This window comes from Pseudomonas sp. JDS28PS106 (assembly GCF_036706555.1).
In the GTDB taxonomy this organism is placed as follows: domain Bacteria; phylum Pseudomonadota; class Gammaproteobacteria; order Pseudomonadales; family Pseudomonadaceae; genus Aquipseudomonas.
Genome location: NZ_JBAJGT010000002.1, coordinates 356,217 through 377,299, shown reverse-complemented (window position 1 = coordinate 377,299; position 21,083 = coordinate 356,217). Strand labels below are relative to the sequence as shown.

General features: G+C 62.0%; 19 protein-coding genes and 1 pseudogene. 15 read left to right on the top strand and 5 right to left on the bottom strand.

The features are described from left to right. The first annotated feature begins 9 nt into the window (after nucleotides 1–9). Both TRP66_RS04890 and TRP66_RS04885 read left to right on the top strand, forming a co-directional pair. A complete protein-coding gene (locus tag TRP66_RS04890) occupies nucleotides 10–978 on the top strand; it encodes a tRNA dihydrouridine synthase (protein WP_333400237.1) in 969 nt (322 codons plus the stop codon). 100 nt (nucleotides 979–1,078) lie between these two features. Beyond that, entirely contained in the window at nucleotides 1,079–1,531 is a 453-nt protein-coding gene (locus TRP66_RS04885) for an Hsp20 family protein (protein WP_333400236.1), read from the top strand. A gap of 51 nt (nucleotides 1,532–1,582) precedes the next feature. Here the strand turns inward: TRP66_RS04885 and TRP66_RS04880 are convergent, their stop codons facing one another. Beyond that, nucleotides 1,583–2,485: a LysR family transcriptional regulator gene (locus tag TRP66_RS04880; protein ID WP_333400235.1), complete on the bottom strand. Its 903-nt coding sequence runs from the start codon at nucleotides 2,483–2,485 to the stop codon at nucleotides 1,583–1,585. Between the two features lie 153 nt (nucleotides 2,486–2,638). On the opposite strand from TRP66_RS04880, the gene leuC reads away from it, so the two are divergent. The 5 genes and pseudogenes from leuC to asd all read left to right on the top strand — a co-directional run bounded on the left by leuC (nucleotide 2,639) and on the right by asd (nucleotide 7,949). Next, on the top strand, nucleotides 2,639–4,075 hold the full coding sequence (leuC, locus tag TRP66_RS04875) for a 3-isopropylmalate dehydratase large subunit (protein WP_333400234.1): 1,437 nt from the start codon (nucleotides 2,639–2,641) through the stop codon (nucleotides 4,073–4,075). After that, complete coding sequence (gene leuD / locus TRP66_RS04870; RefSeq protein ID WP_333400232.1) at nucleotides 4,072–4,713, top strand: 3-isopropylmalate dehydratase small subunit; 642 nt, start codon at nucleotides 4,072–4,074, stop codon at nucleotides 4,711–4,713. Before leuC ends, leuD begins: the two co-directional genes overlap by 4 nt. Nucleotides 4,714–4,926: 213 nt before the next feature. Continuing rightward, nucleotides 4,927–5,629: pseudogene (locus tag TRP66_RS04865) on the top strand (class I SAM-dependent methyltransferase). Between the two features lie 54 nt (nucleotides 5,630–5,683). After that, nucleotides 5,684–6,766, top strand: a complete 1,083-nt coding sequence (gene leuB, locus TRP66_RS04860) for a 3-isopropylmalate dehydrogenase (protein WP_333400231.1) — start codon at nucleotides 5,684–5,686, stop codon at nucleotides 6,764–6,766. Nucleotides 6,767–6,836: 70 nt separating this feature from the next. Then, entirely contained in the window at nucleotides 6,837–7,949 is a 1,113-nt protein-coding gene (asd, locus tag TRP66_RS04855) for an aspartate-semialdehyde dehydrogenase (protein ID WP_333400230.1), read from the top strand. A gap of 60 nt (nucleotides 7,950–8,009) precedes the next feature. On the opposite strand, the gene TRP66_RS04850 is transcribed toward asd, so the two are convergent. Next, on the bottom strand, nucleotides 8,010–9,176 hold the full coding sequence (locus tag TRP66_RS04850) for an acyltransferase family protein (protein ID WP_333400229.1): 1,167 nt from the start codon (nucleotides 9,174–9,176) through the stop codon (nucleotides 8,010–8,012). Between the two features lie 471 nt (nucleotides 9,177–9,647). Here TRP66_RS04850 and TRP66_RS04845 point away from each other — a divergent pair, with 471 nt between their 5' ends. From TRP66_RS04845 to TRP66_RS04825, 5 genes are all read left to right on the top strand, one after another. Next, a complete protein-coding gene (locus tag TRP66_RS04845) occupies nucleotides 9,648–10,643 on the top strand; it encodes a 2-dehydro-3-deoxygalactonokinase (protein ID WP_333400228.1) in 996 nt (331 codons plus the stop codon). 1 nt (nucleotide 10,644) lies between these two features. Next, complete coding sequence (locus TRP66_RS04840; RefSeq protein WP_333400227.1) at nucleotides 10,645–11,277, top strand: 2-dehydro-3-deoxy-6-phosphogalactonate aldolase; 633 nt, start codon at nucleotides 10,645–10,647, stop codon at nucleotides 11,275–11,277. Nucleotides 11,278–11,318: 41 nt separating this feature from the next. Further along, entirely contained in the window at nucleotides 11,319–12,467 is a 1,149-nt protein-coding gene (dgoD, locus tag TRP66_RS04835) for a galactonate dehydratase (protein WP_333400226.1), read from the top strand. 230 nt (nucleotides 12,468–12,697) lie between these two features. Continuing rightward, nucleotides 12,698–14,011, top strand: a complete 1,314-nt coding sequence (locus tag TRP66_RS04830; protein WP_333400225.1) for an MFS transporter — start codon at nucleotides 12,698–12,700, stop codon at nucleotides 14,009–14,011. A gap of 74 nt (nucleotides 14,012–14,085) precedes the next feature. After that, the gene (locus TRP66_RS04825; RefSeq protein WP_333400224.1) at nucleotides 14,086–14,886 is read left to right on the top strand and encodes an IclR family transcriptional regulator; all 801 of its coding nucleotides are present in this window, start codon (nucleotides 14,086–14,088) and stop codon (nucleotides 14,884–14,886) included. 11 nt (nucleotides 14,887–14,897) lie between these two features. Here the strand turns inward: TRP66_RS04825 and TRP66_RS04820 are convergent, their stop codons facing one another. Further along, nucleotides 14,898–15,950: an NAD(P)-dependent alcohol dehydrogenase gene (locus TRP66_RS04820; RefSeq protein WP_333400223.1), complete on the bottom strand. Its 1,053-nt coding sequence runs from the start codon at nucleotides 15,948–15,950 to the stop codon at nucleotides 14,898–14,900. Between the two features lie 188 nt (nucleotides 15,951–16,138). On the opposite strand from TRP66_RS04820, the gene TRP66_RS04815 reads away from it, so the two are divergent. Beyond that, nucleotides 16,139–17,032, top strand: a complete 894-nt coding sequence (locus TRP66_RS04815) for an AraC family transcriptional regulator (protein ID WP_333400222.1) — start codon at nucleotides 16,139–16,141, stop codon at nucleotides 17,030–17,032. A 152-nt stretch (nucleotides 17,033–17,184) separates the two neighbouring features. Here TRP66_RS04815 and TRP66_RS04810 read toward each other — a convergent pair whose 3' ends face one another. Continuing rightward, complete coding sequence (locus TRP66_RS04810) at nucleotides 17,185–18,840, bottom strand: electron transfer flavoprotein-ubiquinone oxidoreductase (RefSeq protein WP_333400221.1); 1,656 nt, start codon at nucleotides 18,838–18,840, stop codon at nucleotides 17,185–17,187. 378 nt (nucleotides 18,841–19,218) lie between these two features. Next, nucleotides 19,219–19,353, bottom strand: coding sequence for a hypothetical protein (locus TRP66_RS04805; protein ID WP_333400220.1), 135 nt, complete (start codon nucleotides 19,351–19,353; stop codon nucleotides 19,219–19,221). Here TRP66_RS04805 and TRP66_RS04800 point away from each other — a divergent pair. Together TRP66_RS04800 and TRP66_RS04795 are read left to right on the top strand one after the other, a co-directional pair. Continuing rightward, a complete protein-coding gene (locus tag TRP66_RS04800) occupies nucleotides 19,352–20,101 on the top strand; it encodes an electron transfer flavoprotein subunit beta/FixA family protein (RefSeq protein ID WP_333400219.1) in 750 nt (249 codons plus the stop codon). The two genes, TRP66_RS04805 and TRP66_RS04800, sit on opposite strands and share 2 nt — an antisense overlap. Continuing rightward, entirely contained in the window at nucleotides 20,101–21,030 is a 930-nt protein-coding gene (locus tag TRP66_RS04795; protein WP_333400218.1) for an electron transfer flavoprotein subunit alpha/FixB family protein, read from the top strand. Before TRP66_RS04800 ends, TRP66_RS04795 begins: the two co-directional genes overlap by 1 nt. Nucleotides 21,031–21,083 lie beyond the last annotated feature (53 nt).

Genomic DNA, 21,083 nt, shown 5'->3' with positions numbered 1-21,083 from the left:
TGTGTCCCCATGCAAATTGCTCTGGCGCCCATGGAGGGGTTGGTCGACGACATCCTGCGTAACGTCCTGACCCGGGTCGGCGGCATCGACTGGTGCGTGACCGAATTCATACGGGTGACCGAGCGGGTCATGCCCGCGGCTTACTTCTACAAGCTGGCGTCCGAGCTGCACACCGATGCAAAGACGGCGGCGGGGACACCGCTGCATGTGCAGCTTCTGGGTTCCGACCCGGTCTGTCTGGCAGAGAACGCCGCGTTCGCCTGTGAGCTGGGCGCGCCGGTCATGGACCTGAACTTCGGTTGCCCGGCCAAGACCGTCAATCGCTCGAGGGGCGGGGCCGTGCTGCTCAAGGAGCCCGAGCTGCTGCATTCCATCCTCGAACATGTGCGGCGTGCCGTTCCCCGGCCCATTCCGGTCACCGCAAAGATGCGCCTGGGTTTCGACAGTACCGACCTGGCGCTGGATTGCGCCCGCGCGCTGGCCGATGGCGGCGCCGAGCGCATCGTGGTGCACGCCCGGACCAAGGTCGATGGCTACAAGCCACCGGCGCACTGGGAGTGGATCGCGCGCATCCAGGACGTGGTCAAGGTGCCGGTGGTCGCCAACGGCGAGATCTGGACCGTCGAGGACTGGCTGCGCTGCCGGGAAGTCTGTGGCGCTCGCGACATCATGATTGGCCGGGGGCTGGTGGCACGGCCGGATCTGGCCCGGCAGATCGCCGCGGCTCACGCGGGGCAAGAAGTGACGCCGATGAGTTGGGCCGAGCTGCAGCCGATGTTGCGCACCTTCTGGCGCGATTGTATGGCGAAGATGACGCTGGTCCAGGCACCCGGAAGACTCAAGCAATGGCTGGTGCTGCTGACCAAAAGCTACCCCGAAGCGACCGCGCTTTTCGATCTCGTGCGTCGCGAAACGGACTGCAACCGGATCAGCGCCTTGCTCGGATATTCACCCGACGAACGGTCGCTTGAAGCCTGAAAAATACCTCTTGAAATGCCTGTGGCCGTCCCTACTTTGGGGATTAAGCGATGCCTGACAAGGGTCGCGAAAACTACTCGCTGAATACAGGAGAATTATCATGACGACTGCATTTTCTCTGGCTCCACTGTTTCGTCACTCAGTGGGCTTCGACCGTTTCAACGACCTGTTCGAAACCGCGGGTCGCAACGATTCGAGCAGTGGCTACCCTCCCTACAATGTGGAGCGCCATGCCGATGACCATTACCGTATCGTGATCGCCGCCGCCGGCATGCAGGAAGAGGATCTGGAATTGCAGGTCGAGAAGGGCGTGCTCACCGTGGTGGGCAGCAAGCGTGATCGCGAGGCGGACAACGTGACCTATCTGCACCAGGGCATTGCCCGCCGCGAGTTCAGGCTGGCGTTCCGGCTGGCGGACAATATCGAAGTCAAGAGTGCGGATCTGGCCCACGGGCTGCTGAACATCGATCTGGTGCGTAATGTGCCGGAAGAGGCCAAGCCAAAGCGTATCCCGCTCAATGCTCAGAAAGTCCTGCCCCAGGACGCGAGCTGAGTTATCAGGTTGGAAAAAAGGCGCCGCGAGGCGCCTTTTTTATGCTCGCGTTTATGCTCCCGGCAGATCGCCGTCCGGCCAAGCCTGTGTCTCTGCGTCGAGTAACCGCATAAATGCCCTGGCGGCATTCGAGAGCGTGCGCTCGGTATGCAGAATGTAGCCTAGCTGGCGTTGCAGCTGTACGCCCGGCAAAGGGATGCGCGACACCTGCTCGTCGAGCATGGTGCGCGGCAGCACGCTCCACGCCAGACCGATGGAGACCATCATTTTGATGGTTTCCATATAGTTGGTGCTCATGGCGATATTGGGTTTGAGTCCTTGGGCTTCGCACAGCGCACTGACGATGTGGTGGGTGAAGGTGTTGCCGCCGGGGAATACCGCCGGGTAGCCGACGATGTCCCGCAACTGCATTGACCCGCTGTTGGTCAGCGGGTGCTCCGGCGCGGCGACGAAATCCAGCGGATCGTCCCAGACCGGCACCGCGCGCACCAGCGGGTGCGGCTCGGGTGCCAGGGTGATGACCGCCAGCTCTGCGCGACCGTGGAGAATTTCCTCGTAGGCAACCTCCGAGTCGAGAAACTGAATATCCAGCGCGACGTGCGGGAAGGCTCTGGTGAACTCGCGAAGGACCGGCGGCAGGCGGTGCAAGCCGATGTGATGGCTTGTCGCCAGGGTCAGGCGCCCGGTGACCTCGCCGGTCAGGTTGGTCAACGCCCGGCGTGTGTCATCCAGCACGTTGAGGATCTGGTAGGCCCTGGGCAGCAAGGCGCGGCCGGCCTCGGTGAGACTGACCTCGCGGCCGATCCGGTCGAACAGGCGCACGTTCAGTTGTTGCTCCAGTCCGGCAATGCGTTTGCTGATCGCCGGCTGGGTCAGGTGCAGGCGTTCGCCGGCCCCGGAAAAGCTGCCTGTTTCAGCAATCGCTATAAAGGCATTGAGGTTGGCCAGGTCCATCTTGGGATTCCAGTTGGTTATCCAAACTATGAAAATTATGAATTTGAGTTATTTAAGCATATTTCATAGCATGACCTCACAAGCCAAGGGGTCAAGCGGCGATAGAGAACGACGACCCGGGGCATAGAAAAGATCTGATGAGGAAGTAGTCCGATGGCCGGCAAAACGCTTTACGACAAGCTCTGGGATTCGCACTTGGTCAAACAGCGCGACGATGGTTCGGCGCTGATCTATATCGACCGTCACATCATCCACGAAGTGACCTCGCCCCAGGCGTTCGAGGGTCTGCGTCTGGCCGGCCGCAAGCCATGGCGCATCGATTCGATCGTCGCCACCCCCGACCATAACGTGCCGACCACCGCCGAGCGCAAGGGCGGCGTCGAGGCCATCGCCGACCAGGTGTCGCGTCTGCAGGTTCAGACCCTGGACGACAACTGCGATGAATACGGCATCACCGAGTTCAAGATGAACGACCCGCGCCAGGGCATCGTTCACGTCATCGGTCCGGAGCAGGGCGCGACCTTGCCGGGCATGAGCGTGGTCTGCGGCGACTCGCACACCTCGACCCACGGTGCGTTCGGCGCACTCGCCCACGGCATCGGCACTTCCGAGGTCGAGCACGTGCTCGCGACCCAGTGTCTGGTCGCCAAGAAAATGAAGAACATGCGCGTGTCGGTCGAAGGCACGCTGCCGTTCGGCGTGACCGCCAAGGACATCGTGCTCGCCGTCATCGGCAAGATCGGCACGGCGGGTGGCAACGGCTATGCCATCGAATTCGCCGGCAGCGCGATCCGCGACCTGTCCATCGAAGGCCGCATGACCATCTGCAACATGTCCATCGAGGCCGGCGCCCGCGTTGGTATGGTCGCCACCGACGAGAAAACCGTTGAATACGTGAAAGGCCGTCCGTTCTCGCCAAAGGGCGCTGAATGGGACATGGCGGTCGAAGCCTGGAAGGACCTGGTGTCCGACGCCGACGCGGTGTTCGATGCCGAAGTCGTGCTCGATGCCGCTCAGATCAAGCCGCAAGTCAGCTGGGGTACTTCGCCGGAAATGGTTCTGGCCGTCGATCAGAACGTGCCCGATCCAGCCGCCGAGCCGGATCTGGTCAAGCGCGGCTCTATCGAGCGCGCGCTCAAGTACATGGGCTTGCAGGCCAATCAGCCGATTACCGATATCAAGCTGGATCGGGTGTTCATTGGTTCATGCACCAACTCGCGAATCGAGGACTTGCGCGCCGCGGCGGAAATCGCCAAGGGCCGCAAAGTGGCCTCGACCATCAAGCAGGCGATGGTGGTGCCCGGCTCCGGTCTGATCAAGGAGCAGGCGGAAAAGGAAGGGCTGGACCGGATCTTCATCGAAGCGGGTTTCGAATGGCGTGAGCCGGGCTGCTCGATGTGCCTGGCGATGAACCCGGACCGCCTCGGCGCCGGCGAGCATTGCGCGTCGACCTCCAACCGCAACTTCGAAGGTCGTCAGGGCGCCGGTGGCCGTACTCACCTTGTCAGCCCGGCCATGGCCGCCGCTGCCGCCGTGCAGGGCCATTTCATCGACGTTCGCGATCTGATCCAGCAAGGAGCCCAAGCATGAAAGCCTTCACTCAGCACACCGGCATCGTTGCTCCGTTGGACCGTGCCAATGTTGATACCGACCAGATCATCCCCAAGCAATTCCTGAAGTCGATCAAGCGCACCGGCTTTGGTCCGAACCTGTTCGACGAGTGGCGTTACCTGGATGTGGGTCAGCCTTATCAGGACAACTCCAAGCGCCCGCTCAATCCTGAGTTCGTGCTCAACCACGATCGTTACCAAGGTGCGAGCGTTCTGCTGGCTCGGGAAAACTTCGGCTGTGGCTCCAGCCGCGAGCACGCGCCCTGGGCGCTGGACGAATACGGTTTCTGCGCAATCATCGCGCCAAGTTATGCCGACATCTTTTTCAACAACAGCTTCAAGAACGGCCTGCTGCCGATCATCCTCGATGAAGAGGAGGTCGATCAGCTGTTCAAGCAGGTCGAGGCCAACCCCGGTTATCAGTTGACCATCGATTTGCAGGCGCAGACCGTGACCCGCCCTGACGGCAGGGTGCTGGGCTTCGAGGTGGACGCGTTCCGCAAGCACTGCTTGCTCAATGGCCTGGATGACATTGGTCTGACCCTGGTCGACGCCGACGCCATTGCCGCGTTCGAGAGCAAGCACCGCGCCAGCCAGCCTTGGTTGTTCCGCGACTGACCCGCCGACGCGCAACATCGCCGGTGAAGCGAATCGCCAGCAAGCTGGCTCCTACAAAAAGCGGGCACGACTCGGTCGTCGTAGGAGCCAGCGGGCGGCGATCCGTCTTGCTGGCGATAGATCAAGCGCATAGCGTAAAAGGGATACAGCATGACCAATTCCGCCCACACCCAGGTTGTCCAGCGCCAGTTCGGCTAACAGGCGTCGGCCTATCTGAGCAGTGCCGTGCATGCTCAAGGCGCCGAGTTCGCTCTGCTACAGGCCGAAGTGGCCGGTCGCAGTGACGCGCGGGTGCTGGACCTGGGTTGCGGGGCCGGGCATGTGAGTTTCCATGTCGCGCCCGCGGTGGCCGAAGTGGTAGCGTACGACCTTTCGCGGCAGATGCTCGATGTGGTCGAGGCCGCGGCGCGCGACAAGGGGCTGAATAACATTCGTACTGCGCAGGGGCGCGGCCGAGCGTCTGCCGTTCGGCGATGGCGAGTTCGACTTCGTGTTCAGTCGCTATTCCGCTCACCACTGGAGCGATCTGGCGCTGGCGCTGCGTGAAGCGCGCCGCGTGCTCAAGCCTGGCGGTGTGCTGGCGATCGTTGACGTGATGTCGCCGGGCAGTCCGCTGCTCGACACTTACCTGCAGACCGTGGAGGTGCTGCGCGACACCAGTCATGTTCGCGATTACAGCGCCGCCGAATGGCTGCATCAGGTCAGCGATGCCGGTCTGTTCGTGCGCAGTCACGCGCGTCAGCGGCTGCACCTGGAGTTCGGCTCGTGGGTCGAGCGCATGCGCACCCCGCAAGCGTTGCGGGTGGCGATCCGGGAACTGCAGCAGGCCATGGGCGCTGAAGTGCGCGACTATTTTGAAATTGCCGAAGATGGCTCGTTCAGTACCGATGTGCTGGTGCTGTGGGCCGAACGCTAAATACATTGCAGACCGGCGCTGCCGACAGCGCCGATTGATCCTATCGAGGAAGTTATGAGCAAGCAGATTCTGATTCTCCCAGGCGACGGTATCGGTCCGGAAATCATGACCGAAGCGGTCAAGGTACTGGAGCTGGCCAATCAGAAGTATCAGCTGGATTTCGAGCTGAGCCACGACGTGATCGGTGGCGCGGCCATCGACAAGCATGGCGTGCCGCTGGCCGATGAGACCCTGGAGCGCGCTCGCGCCGCCGACGCCGTTCTGCTCGGCGCGGTCGGCGGACCCAAGTGGGATGCCATCGAGCGCGACATCCGCCCCGAGCGTGGTCTGCTGAAAATCCGTTCGCAACTGGGCCTGTTCGGCAACTTGCGTCCCGCGATTCTGTATCCGCAACTGGCCGATGCGTCGAGCCTCAAGCCGGAGATCGTCGCTGGCCTGGACATCCTGATCGTTCGTGAACTGACCGGCGGCATCTACTTCGGCGCGCCACGCGGCACCCGCGAACTGGAAAACGGCGAGCGTCAGTCGTACGACACGCTGCCGTACAGCGAAAGCGAAATCCGCCGCATCGCCCGCGTCGGTTTCGACATGGCGATGGTGCGCGGCAAGAAGCTGTGCTCGGTGGACAAGGCCAACGTGCTCGCCTCCAGCCAGCTGTGGCGCGAAGTGGTCGAGCAGGTCGCCAAGGATTACCCGGAGGTGGAGCTCAGCCACATGTACGTCGACAATGCCGCCATGCAGCTGGTACGCGCACCCAAGCAGTTCGACGTGATCGTGACCGACAACATGTTTGGCGACATTCTGTCGGATGAAGCTTCGATGCTGACCGGTTCCATCGGTATGCTGCCGTCTGCTTCGCTGGATGCCAACAACAAGGGCATGTACGAGCCGTGCCACGGTTCGGCGCCGGACATCGCGGGGCAGGGCATTGCCAACCCGCTGGCGACCATTCTGTCGGTCTCAATGATGCTGCGTTACAGCTTCAATCTGGGCGAAGCGGCCGATGCCATCGAGAAGGCGGTCAGCCTGGTGCTCGACCAGGGGCTGCGCACCGGCGACATCTGGTCGACCGGCACCGTCAAGGTCGGCACTCGCGAAATGGGCGACGCAGTAGTCGCCGCGCTAAGGAATCTGTAATCTCTCTGGCCCGCCGGCTGCTGTACAGGACGCAGGCGGTGGTCCCACTTTTATTTAAGGTGTTGTTGCGATGAAACGTGTAGGTCTGATCGGTTGGCGTGGCATGGTCGGTTCCGTGCTCATGCAGCGGATGCGGGAAGAGCAGGACTTCGACCTCATTGAGCCGGTGTTCTTTACCACTTCGAATGTCGGCGGCCCGGCCCCGTCGGTGGGCAAGGACGTCGCGCCTCTGAAGGATGCGTACAGCATCGACGAACTGAAAACCCTGGACGTGATCCTGACCTGCCAGGGCGGCGACTACACCAACGAGGTGTTCCCCAAGCTGCGCGAAGCTGGCTGGCAGGGCTACTGGATCGATGCCGCCTCCAGCCTGCGCATGCAGGACGATGCGGTGATCGTGCTCGATCCGGTGAACCGCAAGGTCATCGACCAGCAACTGGACGCTGGCACCAAGAACTACGTTGGCGGCAATTGCACCGTCAGCCTGATGCTCATGGGCCTGGGTGGCCTGTTTGAAGCAGGTCTGGTGGAGTGGATGACGGCCATGACTTATCAGGCCGCCTCGGGCGCGGGCGCGCAGAACATGCGCGAACTGATTCGCCAGATGGGCGCGGTCAACGGTTCCGTGGCCGATGACCTGGCCAATCCGGCCAGCGCCATCCTCGACATCGACCGCAAGGTCGCCGAAGCCATGCGCGGCGACGCGTTCCCGACCGAGAACTTCGGCGCGCCGCTGGCGGGCAGCCTGATCCCGTGGATCGACAAGGAACTGCCTAACGGCCAGAGCCGTGAAGAGTGGAAGGCCCAGGCCGAGACCAACAAGATTCTGGGCCGCTTCAAGAGCCCGATTCCGGTCGACGGCATCTGCGTACGTATCGGCGCGATGCGTTGCCATAGCCAGGCGCTGACCATCAAGCTCAACAAGGATGTGCCGATCGCCGACATCGAAGGTCTGATCAGTCAGCACAATCCTTGGGTCAAGCTGGTGCCGAACCATCGCGAAGCCAGCATCCAGGAACTGAGTCCGACTGCCGTGACTGGCACCATGACCGTTCCGGTCGGCCGTCTGCGCAAACTGAACATGGGTTCGCAGTACCTGGGGGCCTTTACCGTCGGCGACCAGCTGCTGTGGGGCGCGGCCGAGCCGCTACGTCGCATGTTGCGGATCCTGCTGGAGCGTTGATCGCGTCCGGCGGTTGATGAAAAACGCCCCTTTCGAGGGGCGTTTTTTTATGCTCGACGGTCAGGCCGCTGGTTCGCGGCCCCGGGCAGCATCGGCCGCGTCTCCGGCGGCCTTGTGACTCCAGTATTTGCCCAGCGCGATGCCTGGCAACTCGATATAGCGGTACGTCAGGGTCGAAAGCACCAGCACCATCACCACGCCCGCCAGGATCACCAGGTTGTCGAGTAGCAGGCTGCCGGTGTCGATGTAGCGTACCGCCCCGCCGAGGACCTCGCTGGGTATGTCCACCAGCAGTGTCAGCCCGGTCAGCTTGCCGATCACCATCATGCCGGTGGTCAGCAGGAACAGAACGATCGTATGGGTCATGTAGATCGAGAACGACAGGGTTCCAGCCCACTTGAACGGATGGGTGCGTAAAAGCGTCGACACGCTTCCCGCTTCGAAGGCGAAGATCGCGATCACGGCGCAGAACAGCAAACTCAGGAAAATGTTCTGCGATACGCCGCTGTATGCCACCGCCGTTACTCCTGCGCATAGACTGAGGGCTTCCACCAGCGTTGCCACATGTGGGTTCCAGCGCAGCCCTTTGAATCGATCGTACAGCCGATAGGTCAAGGCTCCACTGAAAAAACAGCCCAGGCCTACCAATGCGCCCTCGGTGAACAGCGTGCTCTGAAAATACAGCGCCGCGAACGCCCAGACTGCAATCGCCAGGAACGCCTGTGGCCACAGGCCGGGCAGCACGGCCGTGATCAGTGCGAACAGCAGGTACAGATAGAACTCGACGCTGATGCTCCACGACGGAAAGTTGAACGACATCTGGTCGAAGCCGGGCCACCAGGATTGCAACAGCAGCAGGTTGGGCAGAATTTCCCCGGGCGCCCGGGCCCCGCTGAAACTGGCGGCGGAAAAACCGACACCAACGTTTTCCAGAACCAGTTTCATGCCTTCGAACAGCAGCGCGACCAGCAGCGTCGCGAGATGCAGCGGATAGAGGCGGCAGAAGCGGGTGATGACGAAGCGTTTGAGTAGCGGGGTTGTGCAAAGGCGGCCGGCATAGATATGACAAAGCACGAAGCCGCTCAATACGAAGAAGAAGTTCACCAGGTAGTTGGCGTGTTTGAAGAACGCCAGTTCGGTCAGGCTCTGGGTGGCATGAAAGTGGTGAAACACCACAGCCAGCGCACACAGCCCGCGGAAACTGTCGAGCACGAGAAATCGCTTCATGGGGGCGAGGTCCTTGAGTGGCTGGAGCGTATCGAGGGGGTGAAAGCGCATTCATCGCCAGCAAGCTGGCTCCCACGATCCTGTAGGAGCGACCGGGGCGGCGTTCCGCCTTGCTCGCGATCTGCCGCGCAGCGGCAGCAGAACCGGACAATGCAGTCTCTCGGGCGAACCGCATCATCGTTCTTTCGCCAGCAAGCTGGCTCCTACAACTTGCGCAAATTCCTGTATCCGCGATCTGCCGCGCAGCGGCAGGCACGTTACCACCACGGCCTGATGGCCGGGCGTGCAGAACCTGAAAGGGTGGCACAGCGGAATTCAGCCATGACTAATAGCAGCGGATCATCCCCAGCGCAAATTTTCTAGATCGTTAAAATCCCTATATATGGGATGCCAATTTATATATTGAGATAAATCCCGTAACAGGTTTATAGTCAGCCCGCACTCACGTCAAAAAAAACAACAGGTGAAGCAATGCAGGCGCAATTGATCGCGCTCGATTGGGGGACGACCTCACTGCGGGCTTATCGACTTGGCGAGCATGGCCAGGTCTTGCAACAACGCGCGTTGAGCGCGGGCATCATGCAATTGCCGCAAACGCCTCGGCTGATCGCCGGCGAATTGTGCAGCGACGGTTTCGAGCTCGCGCTGGACGAAGCCTGTGGCGACTGGCTGAATGCCGAGCCCGATCTGCCGGTCATCGCCTGCGGGATGGTGGGCAGCGCCCAAGGCTGGCGCGAGGCGCCGTATCGGGAAACTCCGGCCAGTGTCCACGAGCTGGGCGCGGCCCTTGAATCGGTTCGCAGCGTGCGCGGCGTCACGGTGCATATCGTCCCAGGCGTCTTGCAGCGCTCGACCCTGCCCAACGTCATGCGCGGGGAGGAAACTCAGGTGCTGGGCGTACTGGCCTCTCTGTCCGCCGAGCAGGCCGGGCAGCCCCTGTTGATCGGCCTGCCGGGAAGCCATTCCAAATGGGTGGACGTCGCGCAAGGCCAGATCCGCCATTTCGATACGTTCATGACCGGCGAGGTCTACGCCGCTCTCTGTGCACACACCATTCTGGGCCGCACCATGCAGCGGGGCGACGACTTCGACACCGCCGCTTTCGACCGCGGCCTTGAAATCGCTCTGTCCGCCGGCGGCGCGGCGGGGCCGCTGTCGACCATCTTCAGTACCCGGACGCTGGGCTTGACCGGGCAGCTCGACCCGGCGGCTCAACCCGATTATATGTCTGGCCTGCTCATCGGTCACGAGCTGGCGGCCCTTGCTGCGCAACGCCGTACGTCTTCGCCTTCCATCGTACTGATCGGCAACGATGCCCTATGCGCGCGTTATTCGCGCGGTCTGGCCGCCGCGGGCTTCGGCCGGGTCGCGCTGGCCGAACAGGCCACCGAGCGCGGGCTGTGGCAGGTGGCGGTCGAAGCCGGGCTGGTGCCAGGCGCGTCAACAACCCTTTCGAACGAGGTGTGAAATGCTCAAGCAAGCTTTGAAGGAAAACGGTCTGGTGGCGATCCTGCGCGGATTGCGCCCGGAAGAGGCGCCTGCCATCGGTGATGTTCTGTATCAGGCCGGTTTTCGAGTCATCGAAGTCCCGCTCAATTCGCCGCAGCCGCTGGACAGTATCGGCTTGCTGCGCCAGCGCTTGCCTGCCGATTGCCTGATCGGTGCAGGGACTGTCCTGACGCCGGAGCAAGTCGTGCAGGTCAAAGAAGCGGGCGGACAAGTCATCGTCATGCCGCACAGCGATGCCCGCGTACTGCGCGCCGCCAAGGCAGCCGGAATGTTCCTGTCGCCCGGCGTGGCGACACCCACCGAGGCCTTCGCCGCGCTGGGAGAGGGGGCCGACGTGCTCAAGCTGTTTCCGGCCGAGCAAATGTCTCCCGCCGTGGTCAAGGCCTGGCTTGCCGTGCTGCCGCTTGGCACGGTGCTGCTGCCGGTCGGCGGCATCACGCCGGACAACATGCAGGCGTTCGTGCAGGCCGGCGTCAAGGGCTTCGGCCTGGGTTCGGGACTGTTCAAGCCAGGCATGAGCGTGGCGGACGTCGAGGACCGGGCGGGCGCCTATGTACGCGCCTGGCGCGACCTGACCGGCGCCGCCCACTGACTTTTCCCGACTATCACCAAGATCAATAAGAGAGCCCATCCATGAAAATCACTCGCCTGACAACATTCATCGTTCCGCCGCGCTGGTGCTTCCTCAAAGTCGAGACCGACGAAGGCGTGGTCGGCTGGGGCGAACCGGTGGTCGAAGGTCGTGCCCATACCGTGGCCGCCGCGGTGGAGGAGTTGTCCGATTATCTGATCGGCAAAGACCCGCGCAATATCGAAGACATCTGGACCGTGCTCTATCGCGGCGGCTTCTACCGTGGCGGCGCGGTGCACATGAGTGCGTTGGCCGGTATCGATCAGGCCTTGTGGGACATCAAGGGCAAGGCGCTGGGCGTGTCGGTGAGCGATCTGCTCGGCGGTCAGGTGCGCGACAAGATCCGCGTCTACTCGTGGATCGGCGGCGACCGTCCAGCCGATACCGCCCGGCAGGCGCGGGACGCGGTGGAGCGCGGTTTTACGGCGGTGAAGATGAACGGCACTGCCGAACTGCAATTCCTCGACACCTTCGACAAGGTGGACCTGGCGCTGGCCAGCGTCGCGGCCGTGCGTGACGCGGTCGGGCCGAACGTCGGAATCGGCGTCGATTTCCATGGCCGTGTGCATAAACCCATGGCCAAGGTGCTGATGAAAGAGCTGGACCCGTTCAAGCTGATGTTCATCGAAGAACCGGTGCTGAGCGAGAACTACGAAGCGCTCAAGGAGCTGGCACCGCTGACCAGCACACCAATCGCCCTGGGCGAGCGGTTGTATTCACGCTGGGATTTCAAGCGGATCCTGAGCGAGGGTTACGTCGACATCATCCAGCCGGATGCCTCGCACGCCGGGGGCATCACTGAAACCCGCAAGATCGCCAACATGGCCGAGGCGTATGACGTGGCGCTGGCGCTGCATTGCCCGCTGGGTCCGATTGCCCTGGCTGCCTGTCTGCAGCTGGACGCCGCCTGCTACAACGCCTTCATCCAGGAGCAGAGCCTGGGCATTCATTACAACGAGAGCAACGACCTGCTCGACTACGTCAAACACCCGGAAGTCTTCGACTACGAAAACGGCATGGTGAAGATTCCCAACGGACCCGGTCTGGGCATCGAGATCAACGAGGAATATGTGAAGGAGCGGGCGGCCATCGGTCACCGCTGGCGCAACCCGATCTGGCGCCACGCGGATGGCAGCTTCGCCGAATGGTGATGGCCGTCTAAGAGGGTGTTTACAGAATCGGCGAGCAAAGGCAAGACAAGGCGAAATCGGTCGAAAAAGCGGAGTTTACATAAGTAAATGAGCATTTTGAGACCGATTTCAACGCCGTATTGCCGAGTGCAGCCATTTTGTAGGCACCCTCTGAAGGCAGGCGCCGGATGGAATGGCGCCTGCTTTTCAATCTGCAAGCCCTCGAACAAATCCAATAAGAGGCACAGCCCATGCACACACGTACTCTCGAAGGCGCGGCATCCCTCGCGACGCCCAGCCGCAAGCGCTATTTCATCATGGTCCTGTTGTTCATCACGGTGGTGATCAACTACCTGGACCGCAGCAACCTGTCGATCGCCGCGCCGGCACTGACCAGCGATCTGGGCCTGGATCCGGTGCACGTCGGCCTGATCTTCTCCGCCTTCGGCTGGACCTACGCCGCCATGCAGTTGCCCGGCGGCTGGCTGGTGGACCGCGTACCGCCGCGTATCCTCTACACCGTCGCGCTGGCCTTGTGGTCAATCGCGACCATCATGCTGGGTTTCGCCGCCAGCTTCATCGCCCTGTTCGTGCTGCGCATGGCGGTGGGCGCGCTGGAAGCGCCGGCCTATCCGATCAACAGCCGGGTGGTCACTTCGTGGTTTCCCGAGCGTGAGCGCGCAACGGCCATTGCCTTCTATACCTCCGGACAGTTCGTCGGCCTGGCGTTCCTGACCCCGGTATTGGCCTGGTTGCAGGCCAAGTACGGCTGGCACATGGTGTTCGTCGTCACCGGCGGTGTGGGTGTGATCTGGGCGGCGATCTGGTATGCGGTCTATCGCGAGCCACGGGACTTCAAGGGCGTGAACCAGCAGGAGATCGACCTGATTCGCGAAGGCGGTGGGCTGGTGGATATCCAGGCTGACACCGAGAAGCAGAAGAAGGCCGGGTTCAATGCCGCGGATCTGCGTATCGTCCTGACCCAGCGCAAACTGTGGGGGATCTACCTGGGGCAGTTCTGCCTGAACTCCACGCTGTGGTTCTTCCTGACCTGGTTTCCGACCTATCTGGTGAAATACCGGGGCATGGACTTCATCAAGTCCGGGCTGCTGGCTTCTCTGCCATTCCTGGCAGCGTTCGTCGGCGTGCTCTGTTCGGGGTTCTTCTCCGATTGGCTGATTCGCCGAGGCCATACGGTCGGCTTCGCCCGCAAACTGCCGATCATTGCCGGTCTGCTGATTTCCACCTCGATCATCGGCGCCAATTTCGTGGACTCCACGCCGCTGGTGATCGCCTTCCTGGCGCTGGCGTTCTTCGGCAACGGGTTGGCGTCCATCACCTGGTCGCTGGTATCGACGCTGGCACCCGCGCGTCTGCTCGGCCTGACCGGTGGCACCTTCAATCTGGTCGGCAACATGGCGGCCATCGCCACGCCTATCGTGATCGGCTTTCTGGCGACCGGCGATTCCTTCGCTCCGGCCATCACCTATATCGCCACGCTGGCCCTGATCGGCGCGCTGTCCTACATCCTGCTGGTGGGCAAGGTCGAGCGCATCGAGTTGTAATATCACGCCTGTGGCATGCCAGGAGACTGGCGACGATAATGTCGCCAGCTCTTTGACTAGAAAAAGACCCCGACATGCAAAACGACACACAGACCCCCGCCAAAGAGGCAGCGCCCACCGGCACTCAGACGTTGCTGCGAGGGCTCGGCGTGGTCCAGGCGGTGGCGAACGGCGCCCGCGACCTCAAGGAAATCGCCCGGCAGATCGGCACGACGCGCAGCACCACCCACCGACTGGTCAGTTGTCTGATCGAAGAGCGTTATCTGCGGGTATTGCCTCAGGTCGGCTACCTGCTAGGTCCCAAACTGATCGAACTGGGCTTTCAGGCGCGTGAGGAGGTGCCGCTGGCGATACTGGCGCGTCCCTGGCTGGATCGGCTCTCGGAGGCGACTGGCGATACCGTGCATCTGGCGGTCAGGGAAGGCGACGAGGTGCTTTATCTGCACAAGAATCCAGGGCGCAACGGCCCCGAAATGCGCTCTCGCGTCGGCCACCGGATGCCGCTGGTGCGCACTGGCATCGGCAAGGCTTTGTTGCTGGATGCTGCCGAACCGGAATGGCAGCGGCTGTACGATGTCAGCCTGCCTGCGGCAGACAGGCAGCCGCTGTGGCCAGCCCACGAAGAGCAGACCTGGGAGCAGTTGCGCGAACGACGCAAGGAGTACGTACAAGGGGGGTACGCATTCGATCTGGAGGACAACGAACCTTCGATCCGCTGTGTGGCAGCGCCGGTAAGGGATGCCAGCAAACAGATCGTTGCCGGCATCAGCATCGCCAGTACCGTGCCTTATATGCCGCTGGAGAAAATGGCCGAACTGGTCCCACTGATCAAGGAAGCGGCAGCGGGACTGTCGGCCGAACTCGGCGCGGTCTGAGCAGCCTGCGGTCAGGCCTTGAGGGTCGCCATGTCGATGACGAAGCGGTACTTCACATCACCGGCCAGCATACGCTCGTAGGCTTCGTTGATGTTTCGGATGTCGAGCATCTCGATGTCGCAGGTGATGCCTTTCTCAGCGCAGAAATCCAGCACTTCCTGGGTTTCCGCGATGCCGCCGATCAACGAACCGGCCAGCACGCGGCGGCTCATGACCAGGTTGCCCGCGTGTACCGGCGGCTCGACCGGTTCGATCAGACCGACCAGGATGTGCACGCCGTCGAAGCGCAGGGTTTCCAGGTACGGATTGAGATCGTGCTGGACCGGAATGGTGTCGAGCAGAAAGTCGAAGTGGCCGGCGGCGGCTTTCATCTGCTCGGCGTCGGTGGACACGATCACATGGTCCGCGCCCTGACGACGGGCCTCGGCGGCCTTGGCGGCGGAGCGGGTGAACAGGGTGACCTCGGCGCCCAGCGCCTTGGCGAACTTGATGCCCATGTGGCCCAGGCCGCCCATGCCCAGGATGCCGACCTTGTCACCAGCCTTGACGCCGTAGTGCTTGAGCGGCGAGTAGGTGGTGATGCCCGCGCACAGAATCGGCGCGGCAGCCGCCGGGTCCAGGTTTTCCGGAATGCGCACCACGAAGTGCTCGGCCACCACGATGCTGCTGGAGTAACCGCCCATGGTGTTGGTGCCGTCAACGCGATCAGGGGTGGCGTAGGTCATGGTCGGACCTTCCAGGCAATACTGCTCCAGGTCCGACTTGCATGCCGAACACTGACGGCAGGAATCGACCATGCAACCAACGCCGACCAGATCGCCGACCTTGTACTTGGAAGCGCCGGTACCAGTCGCTGTCACGCGGCCGACGATTTCGTGGCCCGGCATCAGTGGGTAAACGGCAATGCCCCACTCGTTGCGGGCCTGATGGATATCGGAGTGGCAGACGCCGCAGTACAGGATGTCGATGGCGACGTCATCAGCGCGCAGGCTGCGACGCTCGAAGGTCATGGGGGCCAGGGGCGCGGTGGGGGATTGGGCGGCGTAACCGATGGCGGTATACATAAGCTTGCCTCGCTAAGTGGATTCAGGAAGTGAAAAACAGGCGGACATTGTCCGCAGCAGAGCGCCGGACTGCCATGGCGAATACTCCGTCATTCATGCCTATTCCTCCGGCGTCCGGATTATCTGCACCGTCTGGAGCGGCAGATCTGCGATGATAGGGCTGTCTATTCCTCTACCTGTGCCCATTCATGCCCATTGATTCCGCGACCGCCGAACTTGTGTCCCTCATCAAGCCGCTGGCTACCCGCCCGGGCTTCGTCGAAACCCTCCTGCCCGAGGTCCAGGTGTTGTCGGCGTTCAGCTACGTAGCCAGCAGCCCACAGATCTACGACCCCAGCCTGATGATCGTGGTTCAGGGGCGCAAGGTGGCCTGCCTTGGGCCGCGCACCTTCGAGTACGGTGCCGGCCATTATCTGATCCAGGCGCTCTCCGTTCCCTTTCAGTGCGAGACATTTGCAACGCCGGACAAACCTTTGTACGGCGTGGCGGTGGCGATCGACCGGACGCTGCTGGGTGAGCTGGTGCAACTGATGGGCAGTATCGGCGCCGACGCCTGTGAGCCGCAGACGCCGGAGTCCATGTCGTCGGTGGTCATCGACGAGGGCATGCGCGCCAGCGTCGAGCGTCTGCTGCGCTGCCTGCGGGATCCGCTGGAGTGTCAGTTGATGGGCGCGGCGCGGGTGCGGGACGTGATCTTCAACGCCCTGCGTGGACCACAGGCGGGAGTATTGCGGGCGCTGGTCGAGCATCACGGGCAGTTCGCCCGCATCGCAGCCTCGGTGGCCTATCTTCACGATCACTACGATCAGGCGCTCAACGTCGAGACCCTGGCCCGCTGCGCCAATATGAGCGTTTCGACCTTTCATGAGCACTTCAAACGCAGCACGCTCCTGTCGCCAGTGCAGTACCTCAAGCGCCTGCGGCTGCTCAAGGCTCAACAGTTATTGACCAGTGATGGATTGGGCGTGGGGCAGGTGGCGCTGCGGGTGGGCTATCAGAGCGCGTCGCAGTTCAGTCGGGAGTACAAGCGTTACTTCGAACACAGCCCGGTGGAAGAGGGCGCTCATTTGCGAGCGTCTTGAAGGCGGCAGTAAGGCGCCTGGTGTTGTCCGGATGAGCGACATGTTTTTGTAGGAGCGGATTTATCCGCGATGCAACTGCCCAGACGACAAAACTTGATGTGTCTGTGCGATCCATCGCGGCTAAAGCCGCTCCTACAAATGAAGAACCAATCCTACATATTCGGGTAGGTCGGACCACCCGCGCCCTCCGGCGCTACCCAGGTGATGTTCTGCGCCGGATCCTTGATGTCGCACGTCTTGCAGTGCACGCAGTTCTGCGCGTTGATCTGGAAGCGTTTCTCGCCGTCTTCCTGGGTGACCACTTCGTACACGCCCGCCGGGCAGTAGCGCTGCGCCGGCTCATCGTACAGCGGCAGGTTCTTGGTGATCGGGATGCTCGGGTCGGTGAGCTTGAGATGGCAAGGCTGCTCTTCTTCATGGTTGGTGCTGGACAGGAACACCGAGCTGAGCTTGTCGAAGCTCAACTTGCCGTCCGGCTTGGGGTAGTCGATCTTCTTCGAATCGGCGGCCAGTTTGAGGCAGGCATGGTCCGGCTTGGTATCGTGCAGCGTGAACGGCAGCTTTCCACGGAAGATGTTCTGGTCAACGAAGTTGAACGCGCCGCCCTTGATCGCGCCGAATTTGTGGATCGCGGCTCCGAAATTGCGGCTGGTGAACAGTTCTTCATGCACCCAGCTCGCCTTGAAGCTGTCCACATAGGCGGTCAGCACGTCGCCGCCTTCGCCACCGGCCAGCAGCGCGTCGGCCACCGCCTCGGCGGCGAGCATGCCGGACTTCATTGCGGTGTGGCTGCCCTTGATCTTGGCGAAGTTCAGGGTGCCCAGGTCACAGCCGATCAGCGCGCCACCGGCGAATACCATTTTGGGCAGCGAATTCAGGCCGCCCTTGGCAATGGCGCGCGCGCCGTAGCTGATACGTTTGCCGCCTTCCAGATACTGCTTGAACACCGGGTGATGCTTGAGGCGCTGGAATTCGTCGAAGGGCGACAGGTACGGATTGGAGTAGGAGAGGTCGACGATCAGACCGACCACAATCTGGTTGTTTTCCAGATGATAGAGGAATGAGCCACCCGGATTCGCGTCGTCCAGCGGCCAGCCGGCGGTATGCACGACCAGGCCCTGTTCGTGACGGGCCGGGTCGACTTCCCAGATTTCCTTGAGGCCGATGCCGTAATGCTGGACGTCGGATTCACTGTCGAGTTTGAAGCGCTTGATCAGCTGCTTGCCGATATGGCCGCGGCAGCCCTCGGCGAACAGCGTGTACTTGGCGCGCAGTTCCATGCCCGGCGTGTACAGGCCTTCCTTGGGGTTGCCTTCACGATCGACACCCAGGTCGCCGGTGATGATGCCGCGCACCACGCCGTTTTCATCGAACAGCGCTTCCTGGGCAGCGAAACCCGGATAGATTTCCACGCCCAGGTTCTCGGCCTGCTGGGCCAGCCACCGGCACAGGTTGCCCAGGGAAATGATGTAGTTACCCTGGTTGTGCATGGTCTTGGGCACGAAGAAGTCCGGGACCTTCTTTGCCCGGTCGGCGTCGCGCAACACATAGACGTCGTCGCGCTTGACCTCGGTATTCAGGGGGGCGCCAAGCGCTTTCCAGTCCGGGAAGAGTTCATCGAGAGCGCGGGACTCGAACACCGCGCCCGACAGAATGTGAGCGCCGACTTCGGAGCCTTTTTCCACCACGCAGACGCTGATTTCCTGGCCGGCATCGGCGGCGCGCTGTTTCAGGCGGCAGGCAGCGGAAAGCCCGGAGGGACCGGCTCCGACGATGACGACGTCGAATTCCATAAATTCGCGTTCCACAGGCTATCTCCTACTCTCAAGGCTCACGGTATCTTTTTATGTGAAGCAGATTCGACGAACGCAGTGCCCGGCACCGGTTCGTTTCTCGATGGGGCGCATTATATCTACACCAGTTCGCAGGTCCAATACAAACGTTCGTTTGAATCGGCCGCAGGCCAGAGAAATCAAAGACGTCAGACCTGTTACTGGCCGATTTGGCGTATTGACCGGAAAAGGTGATGCGGTCAAGATACGGGCGGTTTTGCATTCGCCGTAGGCTGAAACGGGGTTCATCGAACCCGTCCATAAGGCATCAGGCGAATGCGGCGCAGGCTGCTTGCTGTGTCTTGCGGGGCATTTTACACACCCAGGCGGTCCGCAGCCGGGTGGATCGCCTCTTCACCGGATTTTTTTGCCGTCGTCCCGATCCGTGCACAGCGCCCGCGCCTGAACGATTGCTTGTTGAGGACACATATCGATCGCCTGGTCGTACCAGGCGACTTTCTTTTCACCGGAGAGTAACGAGGAATCCATGAAGGTTCTTGTAGCTGTCAAACGAGTGGTCGACTACAACGTCAAGGTTCGCGTCAAGGCGGACAACTCCGGCGTCGATCTTGCCAACGTCAAAATGTCGATGAATCCCTTCTGCGAAATCGCCGTGGAAGAAGCCGTGCGCTTGAAGGAAAAAGGCGTGGCGAGCGAGATCGTGGTCGTGACCATCGGTCCTGCCACCGCTCAGGAACAATTGCGCACCGCGCTGGCGCTGGGCGCCGACCGTGCCGTACTGGTGGAGTCGACCGAAGAGCTGACTTCGCTGGCGGTCGCCAAGCTGCTCAAGGCCGTCGTCGACAAGGAGCAGCCGCAGCTGGTGATCCTCGGCAAGCAGGCCATCGACAGCGACAACAACCAGACCGGCCAGATGCTGGCCGCGCTGAGCGGTTACGCGCAGGGCACTTTCGCCTCGAAAGTCGAAGTGGAAGGCGGCAAGGTCGCGGTGACCCGCGAGATCGATGGCGGTCTGCAGACTGTCTCGCTGAACCTGCCGGCCATCGTGACCACCGACCTGCGCCTCAACGAGCCGCGTTACGCGTCGCTGCCCAATATCATGAAGGCCAAGAAGAAGCCGCTGGAAACCCTGACGCCTGACGCGCTGGGCGTGTCCGTGGCCTCCACCAATAAGGTCATCAAGGTAGAAGCCCCGGCCGAGCGCGGCGCGGGCGTCAAGGTCAAGTCGGTGGCCGAACTGGTCGAAAAACTGAAAACCGAAGCGAAGGTGCTCTGATGACAATTCTGGTTATCGCTGAACACGACACTTCCAGCCTGGCGCCTGCCACGCTGAACACCGTCGCTGCCGCGCAGCAGATCGGTGGCGACATTCACGTCCTGGTAGCCGGTGCCGGCGTTGCCGCCGTGGCCGAAGCCGCCGCCAAGGTGGCGGGCGTGTCCAAGGTGCTGGTGGCCGATAACGCCGCTTATGAACACCAGCTGCCCGAGAACGTCGCGCCGCTGATCGTCGAGCTGGCCTCCGGCTACAGCCACGTTCTGGCGCCTGCCACATCCAACGGCAAAAACATCATGCCGCGCGTGGCCGCCAAGCTGGACGTGGACCAGATCTCCGAGATCATTTCGGTCCAGTCGCCAGACACTTTCACGCGTCCGATCTATGCCGGTAATGCGATTGCGACTGTGCAGTCCAGTGCTTCGGTCAAGGTCATCACCGTGCGTGCCACCGGTTTCGACGCCGTCTCGGCCGAAGGTGGTTCGGCCACCGTCGAAGCTGTGGGTTCGGCGCACGATGCCGGCATTTCCAGCTTTGTGGTCGAAGAGCTCGCCAAGTCCGATCGTCCTGAACTGACTGCGGCCAAGGTCGTCGTTTCCGGCGGTCGCGGCATGCAGAACGGCGACAACTTCAAGCACCTGTACGCGCTGGCCGACAAGCTGGGCGCGGCGGTGGGCGCTTCCCGCGCCGCGGTCGACGCCGGTTTCGTGCCCAACGACATGCAGGTCGGTCAGACCGGCAAGATCGTCGCGCCTCAGCTCTATATCGCGGTCGGCATTTCCGGCGCGATCCAGCATCTGGCAGGCATGAAAGACTCCAAGGTGATCGTCGCGATCAACAAGGACGAAGAGGCGCCGATCTTCCAGGTGGCCGATTACGGTCTGGTCGCCGACCTGTTCGAAGCGATTCCGGAGTTGGAGAAGCTGGTCTGATAAAGACGGCTGCTCGATAGAGAGCCCGCTGGTTCTGTCCCGTGTGTCGCGAT

Bases quoted from the DNA above. Each gene is read 5' to 3' on its own strand.
- TRP66_RS04890 (WP_333400237.1), top strand. From the start codon at position 10: ATGCAAATTGCTCTGGCGCCCATGGAGGGGTTGGTCGACGACATCCTG.
- TRP66_RS04885 (WP_333400236.1), top strand. From the start codon at position 1,079: ATGACGACTGCATTTTCTCTGGCTCCACTGTTTCGTCACTCAGTGGGC.
- TRP66_RS04880 (WP_333400235.1), bottom strand. From the start codon at position 2,485: ATGGACCTGGCCAACCTCAATGCCTTTATAGCGATTGCTGAAACAGGC.
- leuC (WP_333400234.1), top strand. From the start codon at position 2,639: ATGGCCGGCAAAACGCTTTACGACAAGCTCTGGGATTCGCACTTGGTC.
- leuD (WP_333400232.1), top strand. From the start codon at position 4,072: ATGAAAGCCTTCACTCAGCACACCGGCATCGTTGCTCCGTTGGACCGT.
- leuB (WP_333400231.1), top strand. From the start codon at position 5,684: ATGAGCAAGCAGATTCTGATTCTCCCAGGCGACGGTATCGGTCCGGAA.
- asd (WP_333400230.1), top strand. From the start codon at position 6,837: ATGAAACGTGTAGGTCTGATCGGTTGGCGTGGCATGGTCGGTTCCGTG.
- TRP66_RS04850 (WP_333400229.1), bottom strand. From the start codon at position 9,176: ATGAAGCGATTTCTCGTGCTCGACAGTTTCCGCGGGCTGTGTGCGCTG.
- TRP66_RS04845 (WP_333400228.1), top strand. From the start codon at position 9,648: ATGCAGGCGCAATTGATCGCGCTCGATTGGGGGACGACCTCACTGCGG.
- TRP66_RS04840 (WP_333400227.1), top strand. From the start codon at position 10,645: ATGCTCAAGCAAGCTTTGAAGGAAAACGGTCTGGTGGCGATCCTGCGC.
- dgoD (WP_333400226.1), top strand. From the start codon at position 11,319: ATGAAAATCACTCGCCTGACAACATTCATCGTTCCGCCGCGCTGGTGC.
- TRP66_RS04830 (WP_333400225.1), top strand. From the start codon at position 12,698: ATGCACACACGTACTCTCGAAGGCGCGGCATCCCTCGCGACGCCCAGC.
- TRP66_RS04825 (WP_333400224.1), top strand. From the start codon at position 14,086: ATGCAAAACGACACACAGACCCCCGCCAAAGAGGCAGCGCCCACCGGC.
- TRP66_RS04820 (WP_333400223.1), bottom strand. From the start codon at position 15,950: ATGTATACCGCCATCGGTTACGCCGCCCAATCCCCCACCGCGCCCCTG.
- TRP66_RS04815 (WP_333400222.1), top strand. From the start codon at position 16,139: ATGCCCATTGATTCCGCGACCGCCGAACTTGTGTCCCTCATCAAGCCG.
- TRP66_RS04800 (WP_333400219.1), top strand. From the start codon at position 19,352: ATGAAGGTTCTTGTAGCTGTCAAACGAGTGGTCGACTACAACGTCAAG.
- TRP66_RS04805 (WP_333400220.1), bottom strand. From the start codon at position 19,353: ATGGATTCCTCGTTACTCTCCGGTGAAAAGAAAGTCGCCTGGTACGAC.
- TRP66_RS04795 (WP_333400218.1), top strand. From the start codon at position 20,101: ATGACAATTCTGGTTATCGCTGAACACGACACTTCCAGCCTGGCGCCT.